The sequence below is a fragment of the Brevibacillus sp. LEMMJ03 genome (assembly GCF_007197875.1).
Taxonomy (GTDB): Bacteria; Bacillota; Bacilli; order Brevibacillales; family Brevibacillaceae; genus Brevibacillus; species Brevibacillus thermoruber.
This window is the reverse complement of sequence record NZ_VKJN01000012.1, coordinates 84,925-110,352: the sequence shown is the minus strand read 5'-3', so window position 1 is coordinate 110,352 and position 25,428 is coordinate 84,925. Positions and strand designations below refer to the sequence as shown.

Here is a 25,428-nt window from a genome sequence, read left to right as displayed (position 1 = left end):
CGCCATTTGCCGTATCGACGCGACCGTGCTGGGCGACATGGGCCGAAACGGGCAGCTTCGTCAGTGGTTACGCAGCTCGGCAAGACGGCGAGGTTGTGGTGCTTGCGGTCATGACCAGTCGTTTCTTCACCAGAGCTTTGTGGAGCCAGTTGTGCATCCGCGCCGTGAACGAAAAGGCATTGGCGAAGCGCTGTTCCTTCTCTCAGGAGCCGGTCTGTTCGAGTTTGACCGATTTCATTATCCGGTTGATGCCGGTTTTTCGTTCATCTTCTCTGTTACCTCTTTGATTTCAGCTCCTGCAAAATCTTTAAACAGATTTTCTGGAATATCGGTAATCACGTTGTATTCTTCGGTCGATTCATTTACTAATGCATCTTTTCCATCTTTTTTGTGATAGGTTACTGTTTTGAATGGAAGCCCGGTGCTTTCATCAATAAAAAGAAATCTCGTCACCTCACCGAACCTCGGGTGATTATCCGTGTGTTTCAGTTTGACAGCTTCTTTACCGTTAACCTTTTCTTTTCCCACTTTCTCTGCTTTTGAAAACTGCGCTTTTTTATTCTCAATCAAAGAAAGCTTATTTATTTTTTGATTTTCATTCGCGATAGCTTCGGGTAGCTTCCAAGTTTCTCCTACCAGTTTCCCTTCAACATTGCTGATAACATAAACACGGCTTCCGTTTTCCGTTACTATTGTTCTGTTTTGCAAATGATTGGCTGCATCGACAGTATCAACACGTTCTTCACCAGTGACAAGATTTCTCCATGTTTCAATGTAGCTGCCATCTTTGTTTATTACTTTAATATGTTCAATTTTCGGCTTCCCGTTAACAAAAGCACTATTTACTTCCTGATTGCTTGCTGTCGAATTTACTTCCTGATTGCTTGCTGTCGAATTTACTTCCTGATTGCTTACCGTCGAATTTACTTCCTGATTGCTTACCGTCGAATTTACTTCCTGATTGCTTACCGTCGAATTTACTTCCTGATTGCTTACCGTCGAATTTTGAGCTAGAACTGGTGAATTTGAAGTTGCGTTCGTAATCAAACAGATAGAGGCTACCCCGGCTGAAGCCAAGGCCCATGCAGCTTTTTTCTTCAAACTCATTTTGAACACCACCTAAAATTTTTTATTTTCTGGCATTAACCTTCATACCATCAACATAAGCTGCATTTCCCATAACATCAACTTGCCAAGCTCTCGGGTTACAACTAGAGGCCACTAATAATCCAGAAGCATAGACCGTACCTGTGTGGCTTTTATATTGTGAGCCCAACGGACATGCTTGAGCATAACTATAATAAGTGGAACCTGAATAAACAGAAGTAGTATCTTCAATATATTCACCGACACCGTCGTAATAAGCAAGGTAACCAGATTTCGAATAACCATAGGTGCTATCCGGGTAGTAGTGATGGAACCAATTCCAACCATCAGCATAGAAGTCAAAATCGTCGCTACTACCGTAAGCTACCACATCATCATTGTACGACAATGTTTTGATGATTTGATAACTTAATCCAGGCCCCGATCTAACATTTCGATCTCCTTTTAAGTTTTCAACATAACGTGGAGCTGCAACCGCCTCACAGGATGGTCGACTTTATACCATGCAAACTTTCCATAACTATGTAATTTTGGGTTATCCCTTCACTTTTTAATGTATTGCATCTTCTGATGTATCAAACCATTTTAAATCAGCCTCATCTTTTGCCAAGAAAGAACATAACCAAAAGAGAAGCAATATTGGAATAAAAATTTTCAAGTAAAATTTCCCTTTTCTAGTAGTTACGTTGGAAAAGAACCATGCATCTTTCAGTACCCGTCTACACGTGAGTCCATCACGTTCTTCCAGCCAAACATTACCATTGTTTTTCATAAATGTAAATAGGTCCTATTTCCGGTTTTCCGAATACAGAAAAGAGAAAAGTGCATCCGAAGTGGGGTTATCCAAATGAAAAAACCGGCGAAAACCCCGAAAAAGCCGCTCCAGATGTGGAGCGGCAGCTTGCAAGACGTTGTGTTTATTCTGTGAACGGTCCTTACCCTTTTCCTTCCCATATCCGAGATCACCCTGTCGTCCCCGTCAAAAACCATGTTTATTTCCCCACCTCCCCGCATATGGACTTACTAGGGGGCAGCAACGAGACATTGCCAAAAAGGGGGAACGCCCATGCCCATTTACCCGTTTTTCTGTGAAACATGCGGTGTGTTTGACCTGCACCGCAGCACAGCCCAGGCAGCGGAGCCGGTCCACTGTCCCGAGTGCCGGAAGCCGGCGGCCCGGCTCTTTTCCCCGGTCGGTCCGGCTACCTCCTCCCAGGCGGTGCGCACCCGGAGCGTGCAAAACACGGTGCTCCACGTGGGGAAAAAGGAGCCGGCCCGCAGCTTGAAGCATCAGCACGGCCGGTACGGACATTTCGGCCACCACGGACATCACGAGCACCACACCCATGCCCGCTCACACCGATACGGCGCCTCGCCCATGTCCCCATTCGTCCGTGGCAGGTTGGCCAGTGAATCGTGGTATGATTAGAGGTACCTCGATCTTCCCGCAGGGCAGGTGGCTGGAATGATTTCGATTGAACAGGCGACGGCACGCGACGCCGACGCCATTTGCCGTATCGACGCGACCGTGCTGGGCGATATTGGACGAAACGGGCAGCTTCGGCAGTGGATCACTGCCGGACGATGCTACGCAGCCCGGCAAGACGGCGAGGTGGTGGGGTATGCGGTCATGGACCAGTCGTTTTTTCGCCAGAGCTTTGTCGAACTGATCGTTGTGCATCCTTGCACCGTCAGCGAAAAGGCATTGGCAAAGCACTGCTCCTTTATCTGGAGGCGGTCTGCCCGACGGAGAAACTGTTCGTCTCGACCAACCTCTCCAACAAGCAAATGCAGCGCCTCTGCCGCCGGCTGGGGTATATGCCGAGCGGCATGATCGACAACCTCGACCCCGGCGACCCGGAAGCGTTTTCCTGCAAAAAGCCGCAGCGTTCCTGACGAAGCTGCGGCTTTTTGTGACGTATTTTTCGATTTGGAATTATTTTACTTTTTGCTAACTCGACAACCCATTGCTTTCCGTCTTTATTCCTTTCCATCTTCACGTTCAAAATGATCGTTTTGGATATATCGTCATTTACCCACAAACAGAAACGCTGGCCGTTTACCGAACAATCCGTACGGTAGTGTGAGAGGAAAGGGGATGGGGTAGCCTCTACCTCCTACTTTTATTGTTGGTAAATCATATTTCCATCTTTATCTAGTGCTACGATTTTAGCTTTCTCTTCCTTTCGAGGAGACACATACAGAAACTGTTTCTGGTCTTCACTTATCTTAATAACATACATACGATCATCAGTCGTAGTAATATTTATTTGTTTTACCCTTTTGTCATGTATATAGCCTGAATAAATTCGAAACGGCTTTTCTATCGTTTCATTTTCTTCAATTAGATCATTACCCACAGTCATTTGTAACGCAACAGGTACAGCGATTTCGGGCCCCTCATCGATTGTTTGAATTACCCAGCCTTTATCTTTGGGAAAGGCATGAACAAGCCCATAATGCAGCTTACCGTCCACCTTGAAGTTGATGGTGCAAAATATTGTCTTGCTTATTTTAGAGTAATTCGTAACCTCAAAATCACTTACCGATCTCGGATTATAATGCTTAACCAACCTCTCCTTGATAGGCTGTTCTATGCTTTTCTCGTCTGTTACATCGCCAACAATGGGGGGATTGTCAGCCGGAAATGTAGACTCATTTATTGATTGGGTAACTTGCTCGTTGTTTATTGATTTCTCGGTATTACTACATCCACTATATAGTAAAGCCAGTGTTAAGAATAGAATTAATCTTCGAATCATACAATCACTCCATCCTATTTTTTGCTTCTTGTAAAGACCTGTTAATGTCAGTTGTACTATTTTGTTTTCAACCAACCTCTCCAACCAGCAAATGCAGCGTCTCTGCCGCCGGCTGGGGTATGTGCCGAGCGGCATGATCGACAACCTCGACACCGGCGACCCGGAAGTGCTTTCCTGCAAAAAGCCGCAGCGTTCCTGACGAAGCTGCGGCTTTTTCCTTCCCACTGCGTACGCATTTCCTGCGCGTACGCCCCTTATTGATTCCGTTCGTAGATCAGGCGAAGTCCCTTCAAGGTCAGGTAGGGATCGACCACGTCGATGCACGACGTCTCGCCTGCGACCAATGAGGCCAGGCCGCCGGTCGCCACCACGGTAGGACGGGTTTTGTACTCGGCGATGATCCGCCGGACGATGCCCTCCACCTGGCCCACAAACCCGTAGTAGATCCCGGCCTGCATGGCGGCAATCGTGTTGCGCCCCACCACGCTGGGCGGTTTGGCGATCTCGATGCGCGGCAGCTTGGCGGCGCGGCTCACCAGCGCTTCCGTGGAGATGCCGATCCCCGGAGCGATCGCTCCGCCCCAGTACTGGCCCCGCTCGTCCACGTAGCAAAACGTGGTGGCCGTCCCGAAGTCGACGACGATCAGCGGCGCGCCGTAGTGGTGGATGGCCGCCACCGCGTTGACGATCCGGTCCGAGCCCACCTCGCGGGGATACTCGTACTTGATGTTGAGGCCGGTCTTGATCCCCGGTCCGACGATCAGCGGTTTGATACGAAAGTATTTGTCGCACATCCGCTCGATCGTAAAGTTGAGCGGCGGCACCACCGAAGAGATGATCACCCCGTCCACCTGATCCAGCGTCAGGCCGACGCTGTCAAACAAGCTGCGGACCAGCATGCCGTACTCGTCCTCGGTCTTGTTGCGGTCGGTGGCGATCCGCCAGTGGTGCCGCAGCTCTTCGCCCGCGTACAGCCCCATGACAATATTGGAGTTGCCGACATCCATCACCAGTAGCATGCGGGTTCCCCTTACCGTTTCCGTGTATTGAGATCGAGACTGATATCCAGCGCCTTGACCGAATGCGTCAACGCCCCGACGGAGATGACGTCCACGCCCGTCTCCGCGATGGCCCGGATCGTTTCCAGCGTGACGCCGCCGGAGGCCTCCACCACGGCGCGGCCGCCAATCAGCGCCACCGCCTGTTTCATCACGTCCAGCGGCATGTTGTCCAGCATGATAATGTCCGCCCCCGCGTCCAGCGCCTCCTGCACCTGGTCGAGCGTCTCCGTCTCCACCTCAATCGTCATCGTGTGCGGAACCGCCGCGCGGGCCGCTGCCACCGCCTGGGCAATGCCGCCGGCGCCCTTGATGTGGTTGTCCTTGATCATCACCGCGTCGTACAAGGCGTAGCGGTGGTTGTGTCCGCCGCCGACGCGGACCGCGTACTTCTCCAACATGCGCAGCCCCGGCGTGGTTTTGCGCGTATCCACCACCCGCGCCTTGGTCCCGGCGACGGCTTGGGCGTACTGGCTGGTCCGGGTGGCGATGCCGGAGAGGCGCTGCAGCAGGTTGAGCGCCAGCCGTTCCCCGCTGAGAATGGAGCGGACCGAGCCGCTCACTTCGGCGATCTGCTCCCCCTTTTCGACGCGGGCCCCTTCCTTCACCAGAGCGGTAAAAGAGAGCGCCGGATCCACGGTCTTAAACACCAACTGCGCCACCGGCAGACCGGCGATGACGCCCGCTTCCTTTGCGTACAGAATCCCGACGCCCTGCGCCTCTTCCGGGATGGTGCTCATCGTGGTCACATCGCCAAAGCCAATATCTTCCTGCAGCCACTCTTCGATTTTGCGCTGCAATTCCCGTTTACTCCACATCGTACTGTTCACTCTCCTCGCGCACGCCTTCGCCGATCGATTGGATGATGTGCTTGCGCCAAATCAGGTCGTCCTTGTTGGGGAAATCGATACGATAGTGACCGCCCCGGCTTTCCTCCCGCAGCAGCGCCGCGCGCGTCGTCAGCACGGCGGTATTCAGAAGGTTGAGAAACTCAAACGCTTCCCGGTCGCGGTACACACCGTAAAAGAACCGCTGCATGCGCTCCAGCTCGTCCAGCGCTTTTCGCAGTCCCTTCTCCTGCCGCTTCAATCCCACGTGGCGCAGCATCAGCTTTTGCAGTCGGACCCGCTGCTCCCGCGTGTCCACGCTGCGGGACGTCCGCTTTGGTTCCACCGCGGCAAACGGACGCACCTCGGGCAGCGGCGACAGTTCGCGGATGCGGCGAACGATGCGGTGGCCGAACACCACCGCCTCCGACAGCGAGTTGCTGGCCAGCCGGTTGGCGCCGTGCACCCCCGTGCAGGACACCTCCCCGCAGGCAAACAGCCGCCTGGTGGAGGTCTCGCCGTTCAGATCGGTCTGCACCCCGCCCATGATGTAGTGGCAGGCGGGCGCCACCGGAATCCAGTCCGTCACCATGTCCAGGCCGTACTGCAGGCAGAACCGGTAGATGGTCGGAAACCGGTGCTTGATCAGCTCTTCCGACTCATGGGTAATATCCAGGTACACGTAGGCCGAATGGGTCCTCTCCATCTCCGACACGATCGCCCGGGCCACGACGTCGCGGGGAGCCAGTTCTTTTTGCGGATGGTACTTTTCCATGAACCGTTCGCCGCTGGTGTTGCGCAAAATGGCTCCTTCGCCGCGCACCGCCTCCGAGATGAGAAAACGGGGCGCCCCCGGGTAGTACAGCGCGGTGGGGTGGAACTGGATAAACTCCACGTCCTTGATCCGCGCGCCGGCGCGGTACGCCATCGCGATCCCGTCTGCCGTAGCAATGTCGGGGTTGGTCGTGTAGCGGTAGAGCTGACCCGCTCCTCCCGTCGCCAGCACGGTTGCGTTTGACTCGAGGAAAAAGAGGCCGCCTTCCGGGTTCTGCACGATGACGCCGACGCACTCGCCGTCCTGCGTCACCACGTCGATCGCGAAGTGGTTTTCCAGCACGGTGATGTTGGCGTGTTCGCGCACACGGGCGGACAAGGCGCGGACGATCTCCGCCCCGGTCGCGTCGCCGTGGGCGTGCAAAATGCGCCGCTTGCTGTGCGCTCCCTCTTTGGTCAGCTCATAACGCCCCTGGGCGTCCTTGTCAAATTCCGTACCGTACGCGATCAGCTCTTTCAACCGCTCCGGCCCTTCGTGCACCAGCACCTCCACCGCCGCGTACGAGCAGAGGCCCGCTCCGGCGATCAAGGTATCCTGCCGGTGCAGCGCGGGGGAGTCCGATTTGGCCGTCACAGCGGCGATCCCGCCCTGGGCCCAGCGGGTGTTGCTGTCGTCCAGCCCCTTCTTGCTGATCATCACCACGTCGGCGTACTCGCTCGCCTGGAGCGCCGTGTACAATCCGGCAATCCCGGCGCCGATTACCGCCACGTCCGTTTTTACGCGAGGCAGGGAATGCAGGTCAAAGTCAACGATATAACGGGGGATCATACCACTGTGTCCCTTCTCTCTTCCGTGATCAAATGGCACATCTTGTCCCACTCATTATAGCAAATACCCGTTTGCAGCCAAAAGCCGGTATGCCGCCGGACAAACGAGCGGATGGCCGATTGCCGCTCGTTACAGCCAGCCGCGAACATTCACACTGCCTCCAGCCCCCTCGAACCCTGGAGCGGCTGAACAAAACGAAAACATGCCGCCCATCTCCAGGCGGCATGTTTCGCTAACACTTTCGTTGGCGGAAACCCCATCTCGTCCCTTTCTCTGAGGGATTCCCTTCCTCTCGTATCGTCGGCAGGCGGGCCATCCCCGCACTCACTGCGCCGCCCGGCACTCCTTGCACGTTCCGTACACCTCAAACTTGTGGCCGGTCACCTGGAATTCCTCCGGGATCGCTTGCAGCACGCTCATCGGACAGCCGGGCAGTGCCGACGTCTTGCCGCATACCGTGCAGATCACGTGATGGTGGTGGCGGCCGTCAGCCGAGCAGGCCAGCCGGTACTTCCCTTCCCCGTCCAGCTCCGTCTCTTCCAGGATGCCCAGTTCCACAAACGTGGAGATGTTGCGATAGACCGTGTCAAAGCTGAGAGAGGGGTAGTGGTCCTTGATTCGTTCCATGATTTCCTTGGCCGACAGGTACCGTTTCTCTGCCGCGCAGATGCGGATCATCTCTTCCCGTTTGCCGGTGTATTTGTACCCGTTTTCTTTCAGTATCTGCAGCGCTTCTTCTACCGTCATCGCCAACGCTCCTTCCCGCAAAACTATGGTCTTACCGCAGAGCGGCCCTCAGCCGTTTCACACCCAAGACCGCGAACAAGATGAGGACAGCCATCAACACTATGGTACCACCCGAAGCCCAGTCCAGCAGATAGGCAAGGTAGAGTCCGCCCAGCACGGACGTCTCCGCGAACACGATCGCGTACAGGATCGTCTGGTGGAAGCTGCCGGCAATCTGCAGGCTGGCCGCCACCGGAATGGTGATCAGCGCGGAGATCAAGAGCACGCCGACGATCCGCATCGACGCCGCGATCGTCAGCGCGACCAGCACCATGAACCAGAGGTTGATCGACCGGCGGGCCACGCCGGAGACGCGGGCAAATTCCTCGTCAAACGAGACGGCAAACAGCTCCTTGTACATCAAAAACACGGTGACCAGCACCACCGCCGCCACGCCAATCAGCGCATACAAGTCGTCCTTGGTCACGGCGACGATCTTCCCGAACAAATACGAGTACAGGTCGGCGTTAAACCCTTTGGCGATGCTGATCAGTACCGTAAACAGCCCCAGCCCGCCGGAGATGATGATCGGTATCGCCAGATCCTGATACGATTTGTACACCTTTCGCAGCCGCTCGATAAACAGCGACCCCGCCACCGAAAACAGCATGCCGAAAAACAGCGGATTGATCGCCTGAAACAGCGCCACCTTTTTGGACAGCAGCATCCCCGCCGCCACGCCGGAGAGCGTCACGTGGGACAGGCCGTCTGCCATCATCGACAGGCGGCGCACAATCAAAAACGTCCCCAAGATGGGACAAATCAGTCCAATCAGCACCCCGGACAGCAGGGTGTAGCGCAAAAAGTCATACTGCCACCAGTCAGCCAGCATGTTCATACTCCTTCTTTCCGTTCCCCGTTTGTCAATGATGGTGAGCCAGCAGCTTCACCGTGTCGCCGTACATCTGCTGCAGGATTCGCTCGTGATTGTGGGCAAACTCGTCCGCCGTCCCGTGGAAGTGCAGCCGCCGCTGCAGGCAGGCCACCTTGTTCACCCACTGGGTCATCACGCCCACATCGTGGCTGACGATCATCATCGTCATGCCGTTCTCTTCCTTGAGCGAGCGCAGCAGTTCGTAAAACTGGTCGATCGATTCCTGATCCACGCCCACCGTCGGTTCGTCGAGGATCAACAGTTCCGGCTCCGCCACCAGCGCCCGGGCGATAAACACCCGCTGGAGCTGACCGCCGGACAGGCTGCCGATCCGCTGGTCCAGCTTTTCCGTCAAGCCGACGCGTTCCACCACGTCCCGCACCTTCTCGTGATGATGCGGCTTCAGGCGGCGGAACAGCCCGACCTTGCCCACCAGGCCGGAGGAGACCACTTCCCGCACGGTAGCCGGGAAGCCACCCGCTCCGTGGGCGGCCTGCTGGGCGACGTAGCCGATCTTGGTCCAGTCGCGGAACCGGGAGAGCGGCTGCCCGAACAGTTCCACCTTCCCTTTTGTCGCCGGCAGCAGGCCGAGGATCAGCTTCATCAGCGTCGATTTGCCCGACCCGTTGGGACCGACGATGCCGACAAAATCGCCCCGCTCCAGCGTAAAGGTGACGTCGTCCAGCACCACTTTGTCTTCGTATTGAAAGGTGACCGAGGTGAGCTTTACCACGGCCTCTTCCTGATGTGTCCGTTCCATAAGACAATCCCTTCTCAAATCGGATTTGTTCTGATTTGCTTACTTCATCCTACTACGATTTGGCCGGTTTCACAAGGCCGCCGTTTACAGCAGACCCAGGCAAAACAGCAATTTCATAAAAAAGATGCCGCTTTGGGGGAGCGGCATCCGACGTGTCGATTATTGCAGCGCTGCGCGCAGCATGTTCAGATTGTCGCGCATGATGGAGAGATAATCCTTGCCGGACTTGGCTTCCTCCTCGGTCAGTCCTTCCAGCGGGTTGAGCGTGCCCGTTTTCACGCCTGCCTCTTTGGCGATCACTTCCGCCACTTTCGGAGAGACCAGCGTTTCAAACAGAACGTAGGAGATGTTGTGCTCCTTGACGTGCTCCACCAGTTCTTTCATGTCGGCCGGGGACGGTTCGTCCGCCGGGTTGAGTCCGGAGATGGCCACCTGTTCCAATCCATAGCGGTGGGCCAGATAGGCAAACGCGCTGTGGGAGACCATAAATTCTTTTTTCGGCGCTTTTGCCACCATCTCCTTGAACTCCTTGTCAAGCTGGTCCAGGTCGCTGTCCAGTTGCTGGAAGTTCTTCTCGTAATCGGCCGCGTGCGCCTGGTCTTTTTGCGCCAGCGCCTCCTTGATTTTTTCGGCCTGCGCCTTCAGCATGGTCGGGTCGAGCCACACGTGCGGGTCAAACTCCCCGTGCTCGTGCTCGTGGGCCTCCGCCGTGGAGCCTTCCTGGTGCTCCTCGTGACCCTGTTCCGCGGTCCCCTCCTGATGTTCGTCGCCGTGCTCGTGATCCTCCGCCGCCTTGAGCAGCTCCAGCCCTTCCGTGGCGTTGACCACAGCCGTCTTGTTTTTGTCGAGACCCTCGACCGCTTTGTCCACCCACGCCTCAAAGCCGCTGCCGTTGTAGATGAACAGATCGGCTCCCGACAGACCGACCATGTCCTGGGCCGTCGGTTCGAAATCGTGGGGTTCGACGCCGGTCGGCACGATGTTGACCACGTCGGCGTGATCGCCGGCGATCCGCTTGGCCGCGAACTCCAGCGGGTAGATGGAGGTGTACACTTTCAGTTTGGACGCGCCCGCATCCGCCTGCGGCGCGTTTTGGGAGGCTTCCTGCGCTCCGCAGCCGGCAAGCGCTGCCGCCGTGATGACACTCAGCATAGCCAACAGGCTCTTTTTCATCCTCACTCGTCCTCTCCAAATTCATAATCATTACGATTTACAAAATGTCGTTCTTAATTATACGGACAGTTGCCCGGAATGTAAATAGGATTTGTTCCGATTTATCTGTTTGCCTTCACACTTTCTGCACAAGGATATGATATGATTGTCGCGAGGAGGTATGTCCCGAATGAAACGGAAACCGTTGCTCTCCATCAGTCTCCTGGCCGCAGCCCTGATTGCCGGCTGCGCTTCACAGGATAACGCCCAGGGCGGCCACGCCGGTCACCAGCAGCACGCCCCCAACGGAGACCTGCAGGAACTGACCGCCTCGGCGGACCAACTGCCCAGCTTTTTGAACGACCTGGATCCCCGGATCGTAGAGGCCTACAAAATCGCCGCCGCCAACCGCGACCTGCTGAAATCCATCCCCTGCTACTGCGGCTGCGGGGAAAGCGCCGGCCACCAGCACAACGGCAACTGCTTTATCAAGGAAGAAAGGGAAGACGGCTCCATCGTCTGGGACGATCACGGCACGCGCTGCGGCGTCTGCATGGAAATCGCCGTCATCTCGTCCAAGCTGAAGCAGGAGGGCAAATCGGTCAAGGAAATCCGCCAGTTTATCGACAACACCTACAAGGAAGGCTACGCCGAACCGACGCCAACCCCGATGCCGTCGTAATCACGCGCATCCCATCCCGCAAGGAACGCTTCCCCTGCATGAATGCCGTAACCCCCCACAAGCAAAAAAACCTGCTCCCCCGCGCATTGCGCACAAGGGTGCAGGTTTTTGCCTGTTTGCTAGCCTTTTTCGTTACGCCGGCGCCACTTCCAGCATGCGCTCCAGCGAAGCGCGGGCCCGGTTGGCGACATCCTCCGGCACGTAGATTTCCGGTTTCATGTTTTCCAAGGCTTCCACGCATTTTTTCAGGTTGTTTACCTTCATGTTCGGGCAGACCAGGTACTTGGACGCGAAGATAAAGGTTTTGTCCGGACTGTCCTTCTCCAGCATGTAGCGCGTGCCGTCTTCGGTCCCGATGATGAACTCCTTGTGGGAGGACTCGCGGCAGAACTTCAGAATGCCCGTCGTGGAGCCGACGTAGTCCGCCAGGGCGACCACTTCCGGACGGCACTCCGGATGGACGACGACCAGCGCGTTGGGATGCTGCCGTTTCAGCGTCATGATGTCTTCGACGGAGAGCTGGTCGTGGGTGTTGCAGTACCCTTCCCAGATGATCATTTTCTTGTCGGTAAACTGGGAGACGTAATGGCCCAGGTTTTTATCCGGCACCCAGATGATCTCGTCGCTGTCAATTGACTCGATCACCCGTTTGGCGTTGGAGGACGTACAGCAGATGTATGTTTCCGCTTTCACGTCTGCCGATGTATTAATGTACGCCACGACTTTGGCGTTGGGGTGCTGGGCTTTGAGGCGGCGCAGGCCTTCCACGTTGACCATGTCGGCCATCGGACAGCCGGCCCGCTCGTCGGGGATGATCACCTTCTTGTTGGGATTGAGAATTTTTGCACTTTCTCCCATGAAGTGAACACCGCAGAACAGAATCACGTCCGCATCGGTCTCTTTCGCCTTTTGGGCCAAACCGAACGAATCTCCAATATAGTCAGCCACTTCCTGAATCTCCGGCCGTTGGTAGTAGTGAGCCAAGATGATGGCATTGCGTTCCTTTTTCAACTGCATCAGCCGTTCGCGTAACTCAGCATTTCGCTGCGCTTTTTTCTCTAACGCCAAGGCTTCCATGGATTATCCCCCTACATGGTGTCATAACTTAGGGCCATTGTAATCCCAACGCTCCCCCTTGTCAATGTATTGTCCTTGGGGGAACTGCTGGTTTTTACCCGCGCCCGAGCACGCGTTCCCGGATAAACCGGGCGACCCCGTCTTCGTTGTGGTGCGGGGCGATAAACCGGGCGATTGCCTTGATCGCCGGGTCCGCATTCTCCATCGCCACGGAGTAGCCGGCATGGGTCAGCGCTTCGCGGTCGTTGTCCGCGTCGCCAAACGCCATGACCTGTTCCGGCGCAAAGCCCCACTTGCGGCAAAAATAGAGAAGTCCCTCCCATTTGGATACGTGTTTGGGAATCACCTCGATGTTGTAGGGACCCGATGTGGTGATCGCCACGGCCTCGCTCCACTGTTCCAGCCGCCGGCGCACCGGTTCCAGCCGCTCCGGGACGGGGTGCCAGACAAACAGCTTGACGATCTCCGCCTCGCCTGTCGAGACCAGCCGCATCATCTCCTCCAGCGGTGCGACGCGGGACCACTCGTAAAACGAAAAGCGGCGCAGCGCCAGCCCTTCCACCGAAGTATCCTCCCCGATCAGCGATTCTATGCGCTCCCGGTCTTCCTGCACCATCCAGCGGTTGCTGGCCGTGTCGTGCAGCTCGTAATACAGCAGCTCCTGCCTCAGTGTATCCACCACTTCCCGCACCATGTCCGTCGGCAAAAAGGTGCGCTGTACCAGCCGTCCGTCCGCTTCATACACGGCCGCCCCGTTGCTGCAGACGTAGCCGTCAAACGGAAAGTCGTCAATCGGAAGCCGGGCCGACGCGTACGTCCTGCCCGTCGACAGCACCAGCTTGCAGCCGCTGGCCTGAAGCAGGCGGCACGCCTCCCGGGTCGCCTCCGTCATCCGTGCGTCCTCATTCAACAGCGTACCGTCCATGTCAAATGCCGCCAAGCGCAGTTGGGAAAACAACGCGATCTCCTCCTTTTGCTAAAAGAAAAGCGCAGGCTGCCGCTCCTGCACTTTTTCATTCCGTTCGTGTTCCGTTGATCCACCTTCACTGTACCCGATTCTGTCCCGAGTTTCAATAGGAGGTACGCATAAATCCCGATCACACCAGATGACAAGCGACGTAGTGCTCCCCGCCCACGTGCCGGTAAGCCGGGGGCTGTTCCCGAATGGTCCATCCAGATAATCTCGTTATACTCACCCATTTCTTTTTGTCAATTGTACATTTCTTTCAAATACAAGAGCAAACAGTAATGTTTCTGATACAGGAATGAGTGGATACAAAAAGGCAGAAACAGGGTGTATCTCATACATGTACCAAAGGGTAAACATGATCGCCAGCAATGAGTAGTAAATAAAGCTGTTTACGCTTATTTTTTGGGTCAACCACCGCTTGAACCATACACTCAAACCATTTTTGATTAGAGTAGCAATTGAAAACAAACCCCACAAGTAGAAAAAAGCAAAAAAGGGCATTTGTTTGGAAACCTTCTCGAAACTGTCCAAACCAGGGTCATAGTAATTGATTATTAACTCAAGGGCAGCCATGTAAGCACCCATGATAAGGTTAATACCCAACAATAACACCCATATCTGCTTGTTTTTCATCATTTTCTGATTCCCCCTCCATATATAGTACCATAAGAAAGCGAAAAATAACAAAATTTATTAAGAATTCATTTTTATGGAATTTCAAGTAGATACGTATCATGCATTACCCATTTCTTATCGAGTTTCTCAAGCGGGATTTCATCAGGAAAAAAGACCAACTCCCATAGGAATTGGTCCAATATAATATATTCACTTACAGATTTAATAATCCTTTTTCACCCTGACGATGTTAAACAGATAACGATCTTCTCCGTAAAAGCAATAGTTTTTCTTCTGATTACCGTCATCGTATACCTGAATGGAAGTAGAACCTGATCCATCCAGTACGATGGCATTCTTAGGATCCAAACCAATAAACTCAATAGACTGTTTCGCATGAGGAACAGTGACAGGGTCCGTGAATGCGATCAGATATGCATTTGTATCGTCCCAAGCGAAAATCGTTCGATAGGTAGGTAACTGGTATGCCAAAGGAGACCAATCCGATTCCGCAAAGCTGGTTCCCCCAATTACATTGGTAATATTGTCATAACGAGCTTTGACGTCATCCAAGTTTCGAGCATACATGTAGTCAGCCTTGATGGTTCCTTTCTTTTCATAAAGAACGGCTGTTTTTCTGGATTTCTGATTCTTGGCTGTACCGTTATACTCGTAGATCTCCGGAAGCGTCCGTCCTTTATAGGTTACCTTATCTCCTTCGTCAAACTCGTTATACGCAATGGAACGACCTTCTGTCGGTGGTTCGTCATAGCTGTCTGCTGCAAAGAACCCACCATTGATTCCCGTGTAATCAGTTTTGGACAGCGGGCGCAAAATGGTTTCGGTACGAATGTTATCAAGTTTGGTTTTGATAATGATCATCTCAGGGCCAAGTGAATGATTGTTTAGCGGACGGCCAAATTTTTTTCATATAATCAAAATATTTAGCCATAAGACATTTCCCCTTTCTGTTCTCTGAGCGACTTTGACCGGTCATAATGTCGCCTTCACCTATCTAGGCAAAAAACCAAGGTAAAAACTACCAAGAGAACATATTTTCTTTATACAGAAAAGGGAAATGTATGGAAAAGGAAAGGAGCGCTCTCGGCGCTCCTTATTCCTTCGGTTCTCCGTTTGTCTCTTCGTCCTTTTTGGGCTGGATATTGACCACGACGTCGCTGTTGTCCGCCGCGTCGTCTTCTTCCAGTTTGCCCGTTTCGATCAGCCGCTTGATCTGTTCCGCATCCAGCGTTTCGACGCGCAGGAGCGTGGTCGCCACCAGCTCAAGCTGGTCGCGGTGCTTGATGAGCAGCTCTTTGCATCGCTCGTAGCACTCGTTGATGATGCGCTGCATCTCCTGGTCGATCTCGTACGCGATCTGATCGGAGTAGTTGCGCTCGTGGCCGATGTCGCGGCCGAGGAACACCTGTCCCTGGTTGCGGCCGAACTGCATCGGGCCCAGACGGCTCATGCCGTACTCGGTGATCATGCTGCGGGCGATCGCCGTCGCGCGCTGGAAGTCGTTGTGCGCGCCGGTACTGATGTCGCCCAGCACCAGTTCTTCCGCGACCCGTCCGCCCAACAGACCGGTGATCTTGTCAAGCAGGTCGGACTTGGTGGCGAAGAAGCGGTCTTCTTTCGGCAGCATCACGGTGTAACCGCCTGCCTGACCGCGCGGAATGATCGTCACCTTGTGCACCATTTCCGCATTTTTCAAATGATAGCCGACGATGGTGTGGCCCGCTTCGTGGTACGCCACGAGGCGGCGTTCTTCCTCGCTGATGACGCGGGATTTTTTCGCCGGACCGGCGATGACGCGGTCGATCGCCTCGTCCACTTCTTCCATGCTGATCTGTTTCTTGTTCTTCCGGGCGGTCAGGAGAGCCGCTTCGTTCAGCAGGTTCTCCAGATCGGCGCCGGTAAAGCCCGAGGTTCCGCGGGCGATGACGTCCAGCTTCACGTCGTCGCCGAGCGGCTTGTTGCGGGCGTGGACTTTCAGCACCGCTTCCCGTCCCTTGATGTCCGGGCGGTCTACGGTAATTTGACGGTCAAAACGTCCCGGACGCAGCAGGGCCGGGTCCAGAATGTCCGGACGGTTGGTCGCGGCGATGATGATAATGCCTTCGTTGCCGGCGAACCCGTCCATTTCCACGAGCAGTTGGTTCAGCGTCTGCTCGCGTTCGTCGTGGCCGCCGCCCAAACCGGCTCCGCGCTGACGGCCGACGGCGTCAATCTCGTCGATAAAGATAATGCACGGCGCGTTTTTCTTCGCGTTTTCAAACAGGTCGCGAACGCGGGATGCCCCCACCCCGACAAACATCTCCACGAAGTCGGAACCGGAGATGCTGAAAAACGGCACACCCGCTTCACCCGCTACGGCACGCGCCAGCAGGGTTTTACCCGTACCCGGAGGGCCGACCAGCAGCACCCCTTTGGGGATGCGGGCACCGACCGCGTTGAATTTGCGCGGGTCCTTGAGGAAATCGACGACTTCCTCCAGCTCCGCCTTCTCTTCGTCTGCCCCTGCCACATCGTCAAACGTAACGCGTTTCTTCTCTTCGTTATACAGCTTCGCGCGGCTTTTGCCGAAGTTCATCACCCGGCTGCCGCCGCCCTGGGCCTGATTCAAGAGGAAGAAGAACAGGATGAAGATGATGACAAAAGGAATGATCGAGGTCAGGAACGTCAGCCAGATGCTGTTTCCTTCCTGCGGGCCAAACTCCACCCGTTTCACCTTTTGTTCATCAATCTTTTCGTTCAGCAGCGCGATCATATCCGAATCGTACAACGGCACATACGTAACGAACTTACCGCTTTCCTGTCCCGGAACTGCTTTCACCAACGTACCTTCCACGCGATAGGTGCTGCCCTCGGGACGGAGGGAGAGCTCGCTGATGTTGTTGGCTTGCAGTTGTACCCGGAATTCCTGATATGTAAGTTTCCCAACCTTATCAGTACCGGAGAGGATAAAATTCACGATCCCGACCGTGACAAGAAATATTAGTAGGTAGAACCCGGTGTTACGAAAAAAGCGATTCATTCCTTACCTCCTCTCACGAACAGACACTTTTCACATTTTACCATAGGAAGCAGGGTCTTCACAACAAAGCTACTTGGTGTAAACTTCCGGCTTCAACACGCCGATGTACGGCAAATTGCGGTAGTGCTCGGCGTAATCCAGCCCGTAGCCGACCACGAATTCGTCCGGAATGGTAAAGCCGCTGTAGTCCGGCGAAATGTCCACTTTGCGCCGCTCCGGCTTGTTCAGGAGCGTCACCACTTTGACCGAAGCCGCCTCCCGGTGGCGGAGCAGCTCCACCAGACGGCTCAGGGTGAGGCCGCTGTCCATGATGTCCTCGACGACCAGCACGTGCCGGTTCTGTACGGAGGTGTCCAGGTCCTTCAGGATTTTGACCATGCCGCTCGACTCCGTGCCGCTGCCGTAGCTGGACACGGCCATGAAGTCCATTTCGCAGGGGATGTTCATCTGCCGGACCAGATCAGCCATGAACAAAACAGCCCCCTTCAGCACGCAAATGACCAGCGGGTTTTTGTCCCTGTATTCCTCGCTAAGAATTTCGCCCAGCTCTTTTACTTTTGCCGCGATTTCTTCCTGCGTCAGCAAGATCTTCTTGATGTCCTGATTCATGATAAAACCTCCCGCCAATCTTCTCCAAACTCAACTTCCATGTACAAAACCCGCCTGGTCTGATCCTCGACAGGCGCAATGGCGGAACGGCGGACGCCGGGCACCCAGATCAGTTCCTCCCCCGACGCCACAAGCGGCAGTTTGTCCCGCCACGCCAGCGGAACCTTGGCGTCGATCAAGAGCTCTTTCAGCTTTTTGGCACGTTCCGCACCAAACGGGGTGAACCGGTCGCCCGGGGTTCGGCTGCGTACGAACAGCGGCCCGGGAAGCCGATCCGCATCAAAAACGGCCGCATTGTCCGGCAGTTGTGCCCAATCGACTGGGCTTTCACGAAAAGACGTATGTATCCTGGCTCCGCTCTCCGCGATCAAGGTCGTCCCCGGGACAGCGAGCGGATAACAAAAACCGTGTATGTGTCGATTCCGTCCATCCCGCTGAAAACGGACCTGCCCGTACATCCGCTGTACGGTCACCTGTTCGGGCAAATGCAGCTCGGCCGATGGACGGTTTCCCTCTATCATGTGCAAAACGGCCTCCACATGCTGCGAAGACCATTCGGTTTGCCTTGAGAGATAACTTAATATTAGAGTAATCATTCTCCTTTGTAAAGCAACGTCACAAGTTTGAAACTTGTCAATATCAACCGTTACAGCGTCCTGTTTCCTCCGGGTCACCACCTGTTCCAGCCGCCGTTCGCTTTCCCGCTGCAGATACGCCTCGTCCTGCCGCACGGCATCCGCGAGCGACAGGATGTGTTCGCGGTAGCGCTCGTTCACCTGCTCCAACAGCGGCATGACGTCCAGCCTGAGCAGGTTGCGCTTGTACTTTCGCGAGCGGTTGCTGCTGTCCTCACGCGGCGCAAGGCCGTTCTCGCGGCAGTAGCGCTCCAGGTCGGCCCGGCTGGTCCCGAGCAGCGGCCGCACCAGCTCGATTCTGCCCTCCTCCAGCCAGCGGCGCCGCGGCATGCCCGCCAAGCCGTGCAGCCTCGTTCCGCGCAGCAGCCGAAACAGGATCGTCTCCACCTGATCGTCGGCGTGGTGCGCCAGCGCCACTTTGCCCGCGCCGTGACGTTTTGCCACCTGTCTGTACAGCTCGTAGCGAATCGCCCGGCTGGCTTCCTGCGCCCCCATCCCCGTTTCTTCCATATAAGCGGGGACATTCCGCTCAAACAGGTGAAACGCGACCCCGAGCCGCCGACAGAGGGCCTCCGCGCAGCGGGCGTCCTCCCTGGCTTCCTCCCCGCGAAAGCCGTGGTTGAGGTGCACCGCGTGCAGCGTCCAGCCGTACGGATAGTGTTGATTTAACGACCACAAGATATGCAGAAGCGCCGTCGAGTCGTTTCCGCCGGACAGGCCGACCACGATGGTGTCGCCCGGTTTCAACAGGCCGTCCCGCTCAATGTCGCTGCGCACGTTTTCCAGCATGGCGGACTCCTTTCCAGATGGTCACGAGCGACATGCCAAAAATCAGCCCGAACGCAATCGCTCCGGCCACCATAGCCGTCTGCGTCGCCAGCGAAATCCCCTCCATGGTCTGACCGTTGACGAACGCAAGCATCGCCTTGTAGGCCAGCGAACCGGGCACCAGGGGAATGATGCCGGCCACGCTGAAGTTAGTCGACGGGACGCGCAAAAAGATGGAGAGCAGTTGGCTCAAGAGCGAAACTGCCGTCGCCGCGGCAAACGTGGAGAGGATCACTTCCGCACCCCCCAGCGGAAGCAGGGAAAAGACCAGCCACCCCGTCACGCCGGCCAAACCGCAGGCCAACAGCGTGCGGACGGGCACGTTAAACAGCATCCCCCACGCGATCGAAGAGAACAAGCTCAATCCCAAGCCTTTCAACAGTACCATCGCACCTCACCTCGTAAACCACAGGGTAACCGCTGTCGCCGCCGCCACGGAGAGTGCCGTGAGCAGCGCTTCCGCTCCTCTGGACACGCCGGCCACCAGGTCGCCGGCCATCAGGTCCCGAAGCGAGTTGGTAATGGCAATCCCGGGAAAGAGCGGCAGCATCGCCCCGATGATGAGGACGCTGATGCGCAGTTCGGGAAACAGCGCAACGAACAGCAGCGCCAGCATTCCGCCCAACAGCGCGGAGACAAACTCAAAGAAAAATTTTACCCGTAAAAACTGTTCAAAAAAATCCGAGCTGATCTTGACCGTTAATGCCGCCAACGCCGCCGGCAGCACTTCGTACCAAAATCCGCCGGCGAGCATGGCAAAAGAGCCGCTGGCAACGCCAGCCGCCACAAGCTGCAGCCACTGCGGATAGATGTTTTTTTTCTGATCGATTTCGCAAAGCATCCGATACGCCTGCTCCAGAGTGATTTGCCCGGAGACAAAGCGGCGGGACACGTCGTTGGCGAGCGTCACCTTGTTCAGATCGATGGTCCGGTGGGGGGTGCGGATCATGCGCGTATGGTCCTGCCCGTTGGCGCGGAACGAAAGAATAATGCTGGTCGGCGTCGCCGAGCTGTTGACCGAATCCATGCCGGCCGCCCGCGCGATCAACGTCATCGTCTCCTCCGAGCGGTACGTCTCGCCGCCGTTCTTCAACATGATTTCGCCTGCCAACAGGCACGTATCCATAACCAGGTCTGGGGACACCGACAAGTCACACCCTTCACATCATCCATGCGTAATACAGAGTCCCCGCAAGCAGCAGCAAGGAGGCGACAAACAGCCCTCCCACCAGCTTGCCTGCAGAGTCGGACGCCTGTTTGCCCCGATGGCCGGTCGTACGCTCGCGCACGATGGCGAGCATCTCCGACCGCATTTCCCCCGCCGACGCGTACTTGCCGTGAAACGCTTTTACGAGGGACACCCGGTACGGGTACAGGCTGTCGCTGTTCCGTATTATATCACAGAGCAGACCGGTTTGACGCGGTTCCTGGCGCCTGCTTTTCCACACCTCCGGATCGGCCGACAGACGCACGGCCATCACCGCCAGGGAAAACAGGTCGTACGCGATGTCCGCCCGCCGGTCACCCGCCTGCCAGGCGGCGCGGTCGTACTCCTCGGTGAACTGGCGGACCGCGTTCCCCATCTTGGTTACTCCGCCGAAATCAATCAGACGGACCTGCTTGTCCGCATGGGTGACCATCACGTTTTCCGGTTTCAGGTCGCCAAACACCCAGCCGTGCCGATGCAAAATCTCCAGCCGGGCCAGCAGTTGGATCATCAGGATGGGCACCCATTCGGTCCCCATCCGCTTGACATAGCGATCCAACTGCTCCCCCTCCAGGTACTCCATGGCGTAAAAGGTGAAGGTCCTGCCGTTGATGACCAGGTCGTCCACGTCGCTCACCAGCGGCGCCACGCGGACGTCCCGCCCCTGCTGCACGCTTTTCAGCACGTTCACTTCCATTAAAAGATCCATGCCTTCCGCCCCGATTTTGACGGCCCGGCGCACGCCTCCCTGAGCGGCCAGATAAACGGCGCCATTCGCCCCGCGTCCCAGCTCCCGCAGGACGCGGTACGACTTTTGGTTCCATTTTCCGCAAAACTGCAGGGGCAGGTCGGGTATCGCCGGTTTGTTAGAAGACATGGTCGCGCAGGCTGCCGTCGTCGTCTTCCGCTTCGGCGCGGTAGCGGTCGGACAGCGGGGCCGGGAGCTGGACGTGCTCAAAGAGCGCAATCGCTTCCACGATCGCCGGGCCGGTAGGCGTGATTCCGCTCATGGTCAGCCCTGACGTCAATTGATGCGCCTGGTCCACCTGATCCGTCCACGGAATGCGCACATCCAGATGCTTTTGTTTCCCAGGAAATGAACAAACGGCCATGCGGCTCTGCCCGCTGCGCGAGCGCAAGCTGATGCTGAAATCGTGGATCGCCTGCTGAACGGCGCTGAGCTTCGGCTTCATGCTGCCGGAGGTATCGACAAGCATGACCACGTCCAGGCGGCTTCGTTCCCCCAGCTCGTCCACCATGCCGGCTACCTGGACCCGTTTTTCCGGCGCCAGCACGTCCATGGCGGAATCGCCCAAAATCTCCTTCAATTCCTTGTTGACGACATGATGGATCGTTCGGGTCATCGCTTTTCGCGTCAGCATCTGCACCGTTTGCGCCAACTGCTGCGGATAGACGATGTCGTACAGGCCTCCGCCCGCATCCGCGATCTCGCGGATTTCCTTTTCCCCCTGCTCGCCCATTTCGCCTTTGTCAATGACGCCGATGACGTTTACCGTTATCCCTTGTTCCCTGGCCAGCGCCGCTGCTGCCACCGGGCTCATGCCGGCATTGGAGCAGCCGTCCGTGACGACCAGAATCTGCCGCAGTGTAGCTTCTTTCACAAAAATCTCCCCATTCTGCCTATATTTGTATTTTGATACCAGTATCGACAGGGGGGGAGAGAATCATACCTTTCAGCTCACGACCCGCGGCCGTTCCAGTTTGGGCATGCCGTGCACCTGGATGGCCGACCACTGCGGCACGAAGCGGTCGAGGCGGGCCACCAGCACAGTCATGTCGTCGACGATGCTGCCGGAGTGCTGCCGGATCACCCGCTCGAGCAGCAGGTCGGCCACTTCCTGCGGGTCGTCCGTCTGCAGTTCGGAAATCAACCGCTTCATCCAGGCCTGCCTGTTTTCGATGTGGCGGGGCGCCTCGTAGATGCCGTCGGACATCATGATCAGCAGGTCGCCCGGCTTCATCGTCCGCGAGACCACATCCACCTCGATCTCCTCCAAAATGCCGGCGGGCAGGTTGCTGGCGGTCACGGTGATGACGTCGTCGCCCCGTTTGATGAAGCTGGGGGTGGAGCCGATTTTGACAAACCTGGCATGGGCGGTCTGCAGGTCGATCAGCGCGAGATCGACCGTGGCGAACATCTCGTCGGTGGAGCGCAGCGCCAGGACGGAATTGACCGTCTTGATCGACAGCTTCTCGTCGATTCCCGACCGGAGAAGCTGCTGCAGCATGTCCAGCGCCGACTGGCTCTCCAGAAACGCCCGCTCGCCGTTGCCCATGCCGTCGCTGATCGCCAAGGCCATCTTGCCGTTGCCCAGATCCATCGTGCGGAAGCTGTCGCCGGACAGCAGCTTGCCGTCCTTGGCGGCTCCGGCCACGCCGATGTCGATGTCGAACGCTTTGGCGGAAGCGAGGCACATCCGGCACGTCCCGTCCTTTTGCGGCTCGCAGTGCCGCTCCCTCACCACGATGTTCTCGCCCAGGATCTCCGTCAGCATCGGGGCGACGATTTTGGCGCACTCGTCCCGTCCGTAGCAGGTCGGCTGGCTGATCTCGATGTCCACCTTGCCTTCTTCCAGATTATGGATTTCCACACGGCGCACGGACAGCCCCAGTCCTTCCAGCGCCTGCGACACCTGCTTTTCCTGCAGGGTCAGCTCCATGCCCTCCCGCTGAATCTCGCGGGCGAAATCGCTCATTACCCGGGAGACGCCCGACAGTTGGTCGGCCACCAGCTTCCGGCTTTCCCGCACCTGCCGCTTCAACTGCTCAAAGGACTGCTCCCGGTCGAACTCCTGTTCCATCACGGTCAGCACCTTTTCCACCTTGACGCATTTGCGCTCCCAGTCGCGCGGCGGGGTCACGCCGGCCAGCGTGCCGGTTTCGTACAGTTTTTCCGTCAGCCAGCGCATCCCCTGATACGTGGCCTGCGTTTCCTTTTCCCAACACTGTTCCTTTTTCCAGCACTTCTGGCAGGTAAACGAGGTCACCCGGCTCAGGAACACGTCCGCCTGTTCTTCCCGCTCCTCGCCGTCGGACGTCTGGGCGAAGCTTTTGGAAAGCTGCGTGAACAGCTCGGAGAACTGCTGGATTTTCCCCGCCGTCACGTCCCGCACCCGCCGCATGTACTCCTGATGGGACTGCAGGTTTTCCGGCGTGCCGGGGATAAACCGGGCCACTTTTTTCCACACGGCCGCCGGCGTCAGGACGAACAGGAGGATCGCCAATCCCGATTCGGCCAGCGACAGGTACAGGGTGTCCTCCGCCCCGCCGTAAATCGCCAGAATCGCCGTGCCGATCAAAAGCCCGGCGGAGACCCCCGCCTTGCCCGCCTCCTTGAGCAGTCCGGCCAGCAGCCCGGAAAAGGCGAGCAGATTGATTTGCAGCAGCGCGCTGACGTTGGCCAGGCTGAGGATGAGGCCGGTGACGACCCCCACCGCCGCCCCGATCGTCCCGCCCCCGGTAAAGGCAAACAGCAGCAGCAGGTAGCGGGTGAGCACGTGCTCCATGGAGACGCCCTCGATGATCCAGTCCACCGTCCCCGTCATCAGCGACGCCAGCAGGATGACCAGCGACACCACTTCTTCATTTTTCAGCGGTTCGTACGGTTTGGCCAAGTGGACGATCGACAGCGACTGGATAAAGATCAGCGTCAGCACGAAGCTGAGCACGCCCTCCACCGCCACCATCACCAGTTTGTACGTGGTCACCTGATTGGTAATGGCGGCAAACAGCAGATGGCTGACGAACACCGTCACGAACACCAGGAGAGGCGTCCGGGAAAAATCCTTCCGCCGGAACCGTTCACTCCATTTGCAAACGAACAGGCTGAGCGCGACGCTGACGGCCGCCTGCAGGCCCAGCGGGATCGTCTGCGTAAACGCGCCGAGGATCAGCGCCGCGGCCGAAATGATCACGCAATCCCGCCGCAGGTAGTACATCACCATGAGATACGGCACAACAAACGGCGACAGCTCCTCCAGGATCAGGGCCCGTCCGAGCAAAAAGCCCATCAGCAGCGGAAGGACATTCCATTTTTGCGCGGTATCGGCGACCTTCTCTCCCCAGCTTACCGTCGCCGCACTCCATTGATGTGAGACACGGCGCGCCCATACATGGCCCGTGCCGGTTATGTTCTTGTTTGCGATCATCGTTACACCACCCCGTTCTGGCTTCAATGTGGTTACCATTATACGGAGGCGGCCTTGTAAATTTTGTCAAAATACCTTGGCGTATTCACAGAATCGTGCGACAAATTCATTGACGCAATGGGACAAAAAAAAACCGACGTTTTTGGCGGTCAACGTCGGCTGACAGGTGATTCGCGCTTAGCGAAACGGGCTTATTATTACCATTCGTCACGTTTTTAAAATGCCCTTCCTCAATTTATCGTCAAATTGCGCATTTTTGTTAGAAAGAAAAGTGGAAAAAGTCAAAACTTTTATCTAACGCCCTCGTCCTCTCTTGTCCCGGTTTTTGCGCAGGGACAACTGGCGGTCTTCGCTGTCCTTGAGAAACCGGCTCAGCTTCTCTTCAAACCCGTCTCCGCGCTCCCGCTGGGGACGCGGCCCCCGCTCCTTGTCCTGGGCTTTTTTGATGGACAGGCCGATCTTGCCGTCACGGACGTGCAATACCTTCACCGTCACGACATCGCCCACTTTCAGGTACTGGTGAATATCTCTCACATACGTGTCCGCAATTTCGCTGATGTGCACGAGACCGGTCACTCCGCCGGGCAGCTCCACAAACGCGCCGAATTTCGTGATGCCAGTCACTTTTCCTTCAAGCTTGCTCCCTACCTCGACTCCCATGAAAGTG

The 25,428-nt window shown here is 56.4% G+C and carries 27 protein-coding genes; 4 read left to right on the top strand and 23 right to left on the bottom strand.

All coding sequences use genetic code 11. The features are described from left to right. Positions 1–237: 237 nt before the first annotated feature. The gene (locus FOI68_RS16120; protein ID WP_143863734.1) at positions 238–1,107 is read right to left on the bottom strand and encodes a hypothetical protein; all 870 of its coding nucleotides are present in this window, start codon (positions 1,105–1,107) and stop codon (positions 238–240) included. A 22-nt stretch (positions 1,108–1,129) separates the two neighbouring features. Continuing rightward, positions 1,130–1,477, bottom strand: a complete 348-nt coding sequence (locus FOI68_RS16115) for a hypothetical protein (protein WP_221935124.1) — start codon at positions 1,475–1,477, stop codon at positions 1,130–1,132. Positions 1,478–2,173: 696 nt separating this feature from the next. Here FOI68_RS16115 and FOI68_RS16110 point away from each other — a divergent pair. Next, entirely contained in the window at positions 2,174–2,536 is a 363-nt protein-coding gene (locus FOI68_RS16110) for an FmdB family zinc ribbon protein (protein ID WP_035296661.1), read from the top strand. A 254-nt stretch (positions 2,537–2,790) separates the two neighbouring features. Then, the gene (locus FOI68_RS24000; RefSeq protein ID WP_255433607.1) at positions 2,791–3,003 is read left to right on the top strand and encodes a GNAT family N-acetyltransferase; all 213 of its coding nucleotides are present in this window, start codon (positions 2,791–2,793) and stop codon (positions 3,001–3,003) included. Positions 3,004–3,230: 227 nt separating this feature from the next. Here FOI68_RS24000 and FOI68_RS16100 read toward each other — a convergent pair whose 3' ends face one another. Next, positions 3,231–3,869, bottom strand: a complete 639-nt coding sequence (locus FOI68_RS16100) for a hypothetical protein (RefSeq protein WP_143863732.1) — start codon at positions 3,867–3,869, stop codon at positions 3,231–3,233. Between the two features lie 61 nt (positions 3,870–3,930). Between FOI68_RS16100 and FOI68_RS23560 the strand changes: the two genes are divergently transcribed. Continuing rightward, the gene (locus FOI68_RS23560) at positions 3,931–4,068 is read left to right on the top strand and encodes a hypothetical protein (protein ID WP_185973969.1); all 138 of its coding nucleotides are present in this window, start codon (positions 3,931–3,933) and stop codon (positions 4,066–4,068) included. Between the two features lie 55 nt (positions 4,069–4,123). Here the strand turns inward: FOI68_RS23560 and FOI68_RS16095 are convergent, their stop codons facing one another. The 7 genes from FOI68_RS16095 to FOI68_RS16065 all read right to left on the bottom strand — a co-directional run bounded on the left by FOI68_RS16095 (position 4,124) and on the right by FOI68_RS16065 (position 10,950). Then, positions 4,124–4,888: a type III pantothenate kinase gene (locus FOI68_RS16095; protein WP_035296656.1), complete on the bottom strand. Its 765-nt coding sequence runs from the start codon at positions 4,886–4,888 to the stop codon at positions 4,124–4,126. A gap of 11 nt (positions 4,889–4,899) precedes the next feature. Beyond that, positions 4,900–5,745, bottom strand: a complete 846-nt coding sequence (nadC, locus tag FOI68_RS16090) for a carboxylating nicotinate-nucleotide diphosphorylase (protein ID WP_143863731.1) — start codon at positions 5,743–5,745, stop codon at positions 4,900–4,902. Further along, positions 5,735–7,357 (bottom strand): L-aspartate oxidase, encoded by a 1,623-nt coding sequence (gene nadB, locus FOI68_RS16085; RefSeq protein WP_143863730.1) that lies wholly within the window; start codon positions 7,355–7,357, stop codon positions 5,735–5,737. Before nadB ends, nadC begins: the two co-directional genes overlap by 11 nt. Positions 7,358–7,681: 324 nt before the next feature. Next, entirely contained in the window at positions 7,682–8,104 is a 423-nt protein-coding gene (locus tag FOI68_RS16080) for a Fur family transcriptional regulator (protein ID WP_029097996.1), read from the bottom strand. A 31-nt stretch (positions 8,105–8,135) separates the two neighbouring features. Further along, entirely contained in the window at positions 8,136–8,975 is an 840-nt protein-coding gene (locus FOI68_RS16075; protein WP_143863729.1) for a metal ABC transporter permease, read from the bottom strand. A gap of 31 nt (positions 8,976–9,006) precedes the next feature. After that, on the bottom strand, positions 9,007–9,777 hold the full coding sequence (locus FOI68_RS16070) for a metal ABC transporter ATP-binding protein (protein ID WP_035296648.1): 771 nt from the start codon (positions 9,775–9,777) through the stop codon (positions 9,007–9,009). A 159-nt stretch (positions 9,778–9,936) separates the two neighbouring features. After that, a complete protein-coding gene (locus FOI68_RS16065) occupies positions 9,937–10,950 on the bottom strand; it encodes a metal ABC transporter substrate-binding protein (RefSeq protein ID WP_143863728.1) in 1,014 nt (337 codons plus the stop codon). 169 nt (positions 10,951–11,119) lie between these two features. Between FOI68_RS16065 and FOI68_RS16060 the strand changes: the two genes are divergently transcribed. Beyond that, positions 11,120–11,611 carry a PCYCGC motif-containing (lipo)protein gene (locus FOI68_RS16060; RefSeq protein ID WP_143863727.1) on the top strand — a complete coding sequence of 164 codons (492 nt, stop codon included), beginning with the start codon at positions 11,120–11,122 and terminating at the stop codon, positions 11,609–11,611. 132 nt (positions 11,612–11,743) lie between these two features. Here the strand turns inward: FOI68_RS16060 and nadA are convergent, their stop codons facing one another. The 13 genes from nadA to FOI68_RS15995 form a co-directional block, all read right to left on the bottom strand. After that, the gene (gene nadA / locus FOI68_RS16055) at positions 11,744–12,688 is read right to left on the bottom strand and encodes a quinolinate synthase NadA (RefSeq protein ID WP_029098001.1); all 945 of its coding nucleotides are present in this window, start codon (positions 12,686–12,688) and stop codon (positions 11,744–11,746) included. A 94-nt stretch (positions 12,689–12,782) separates the two neighbouring features. Beyond that, a complete protein-coding gene (locus tag FOI68_RS16050; protein WP_255433606.1) occupies positions 12,783–13,646 on the bottom strand; it encodes an HAD family hydrolase in 864 nt (287 codons plus the stop codon). Positions 13,647–13,880: 234 nt separating this feature from the next. Next, positions 13,881–14,294: a hypothetical protein gene (locus tag FOI68_RS16045; protein WP_029098003.1), complete on the bottom strand. Its 414-nt coding sequence runs from the start codon at positions 14,292–14,294 to the stop codon at positions 13,881–13,883. A gap of 201 nt (positions 14,295–14,495) precedes the next feature. Further along, the gene (locus tag FOI68_RS16040) at positions 14,496–15,155 is read right to left on the bottom strand and encodes a hypothetical protein (protein ID WP_143863726.1); all 660 of its coding nucleotides are present in this window, start codon (positions 15,153–15,155) and stop codon (positions 14,496–14,498) included. Between the two features lie 232 nt (positions 15,156–15,387). Next, on the bottom strand, positions 15,388–17,313 hold the full coding sequence (gene ftsH / locus FOI68_RS16035; RefSeq protein WP_029098005.1) for an ATP-dependent zinc metalloprotease FtsH: 1,926 nt from the start codon (positions 17,311–17,313) through the stop codon (positions 15,388–15,390). 69 nt (positions 17,314–17,382) lie between these two features. Continuing rightward, entirely contained in the window at positions 17,383–17,922 is a 540-nt protein-coding gene (gene hpt, locus FOI68_RS16030) for a hypoxanthine phosphoribosyltransferase (RefSeq protein ID WP_029098006.1), read from the bottom strand. Beyond that, on the bottom strand, positions 17,919–19,346 hold the full coding sequence (tilS, locus tag FOI68_RS16025) for a tRNA lysidine(34) synthetase TilS (RefSeq protein ID WP_143863725.1): 1,428 nt from the start codon (positions 19,344–19,346) through the stop codon (positions 17,919–17,921). Before tilS ends, hpt begins: the two co-directional genes overlap by 4 nt. Beyond that, positions 19,318–19,773, bottom strand: coding sequence for a threonine/serine exporter family protein (locus FOI68_RS16020; RefSeq protein WP_035288859.1), 456 nt, complete (start codon positions 19,771–19,773; stop codon positions 19,318–19,320). Before FOI68_RS16020 ends, tilS begins: the two co-directional genes overlap by 29 nt. A 6-nt stretch (positions 19,774–19,779) precedes the next feature. Beyond that, positions 19,780–20,529, bottom strand: coding sequence for a threonine/serine exporter family protein (locus FOI68_RS16015; protein WP_035296642.1), 750 nt, complete (start codon positions 20,527–20,529; stop codon positions 19,780–19,782). Positions 20,530–20,545: 16 nt separating this feature from the next. Further along, on the bottom strand, positions 20,546–21,469 hold the full coding sequence (locus tag FOI68_RS16010; RefSeq protein WP_176703322.1) for a serine/threonine protein kinase: 924 nt from the start codon (positions 21,467–21,469) through the stop codon (positions 20,546–20,548). Beyond that, positions 21,459–22,214: a VWA domain-containing protein gene (locus tag FOI68_RS16005; RefSeq protein ID WP_029098011.1), complete on the bottom strand. Its 756-nt coding sequence runs from the start codon at positions 22,212–22,214 to the stop codon at positions 21,459–21,461. The genes FOI68_RS16010 and FOI68_RS16005 overlap by 11 nt, the downstream gene beginning before the upstream one ends. 72 nt (positions 22,215–22,286) lie before the next feature. Further along, positions 22,287–24,761: a stage II sporulation protein E gene (gene spoIIE / locus FOI68_RS16000; protein WP_143863724.1), complete on the bottom strand. Its 2,475-nt coding sequence runs from the start codon at positions 24,759–24,761 to the stop codon at positions 22,287–22,289. Between the two features lie 294 nt (positions 24,762–25,055). After that, positions 25,056–25,421, bottom strand: coding sequence for a S1 RNA-binding domain-containing protein (locus FOI68_RS15995; protein WP_065067590.1), 366 nt, complete (start codon positions 25,419–25,421; stop codon positions 25,056–25,058). Between the last annotated feature and the right edge of the window lie 7 nt (positions 25,422–25,428).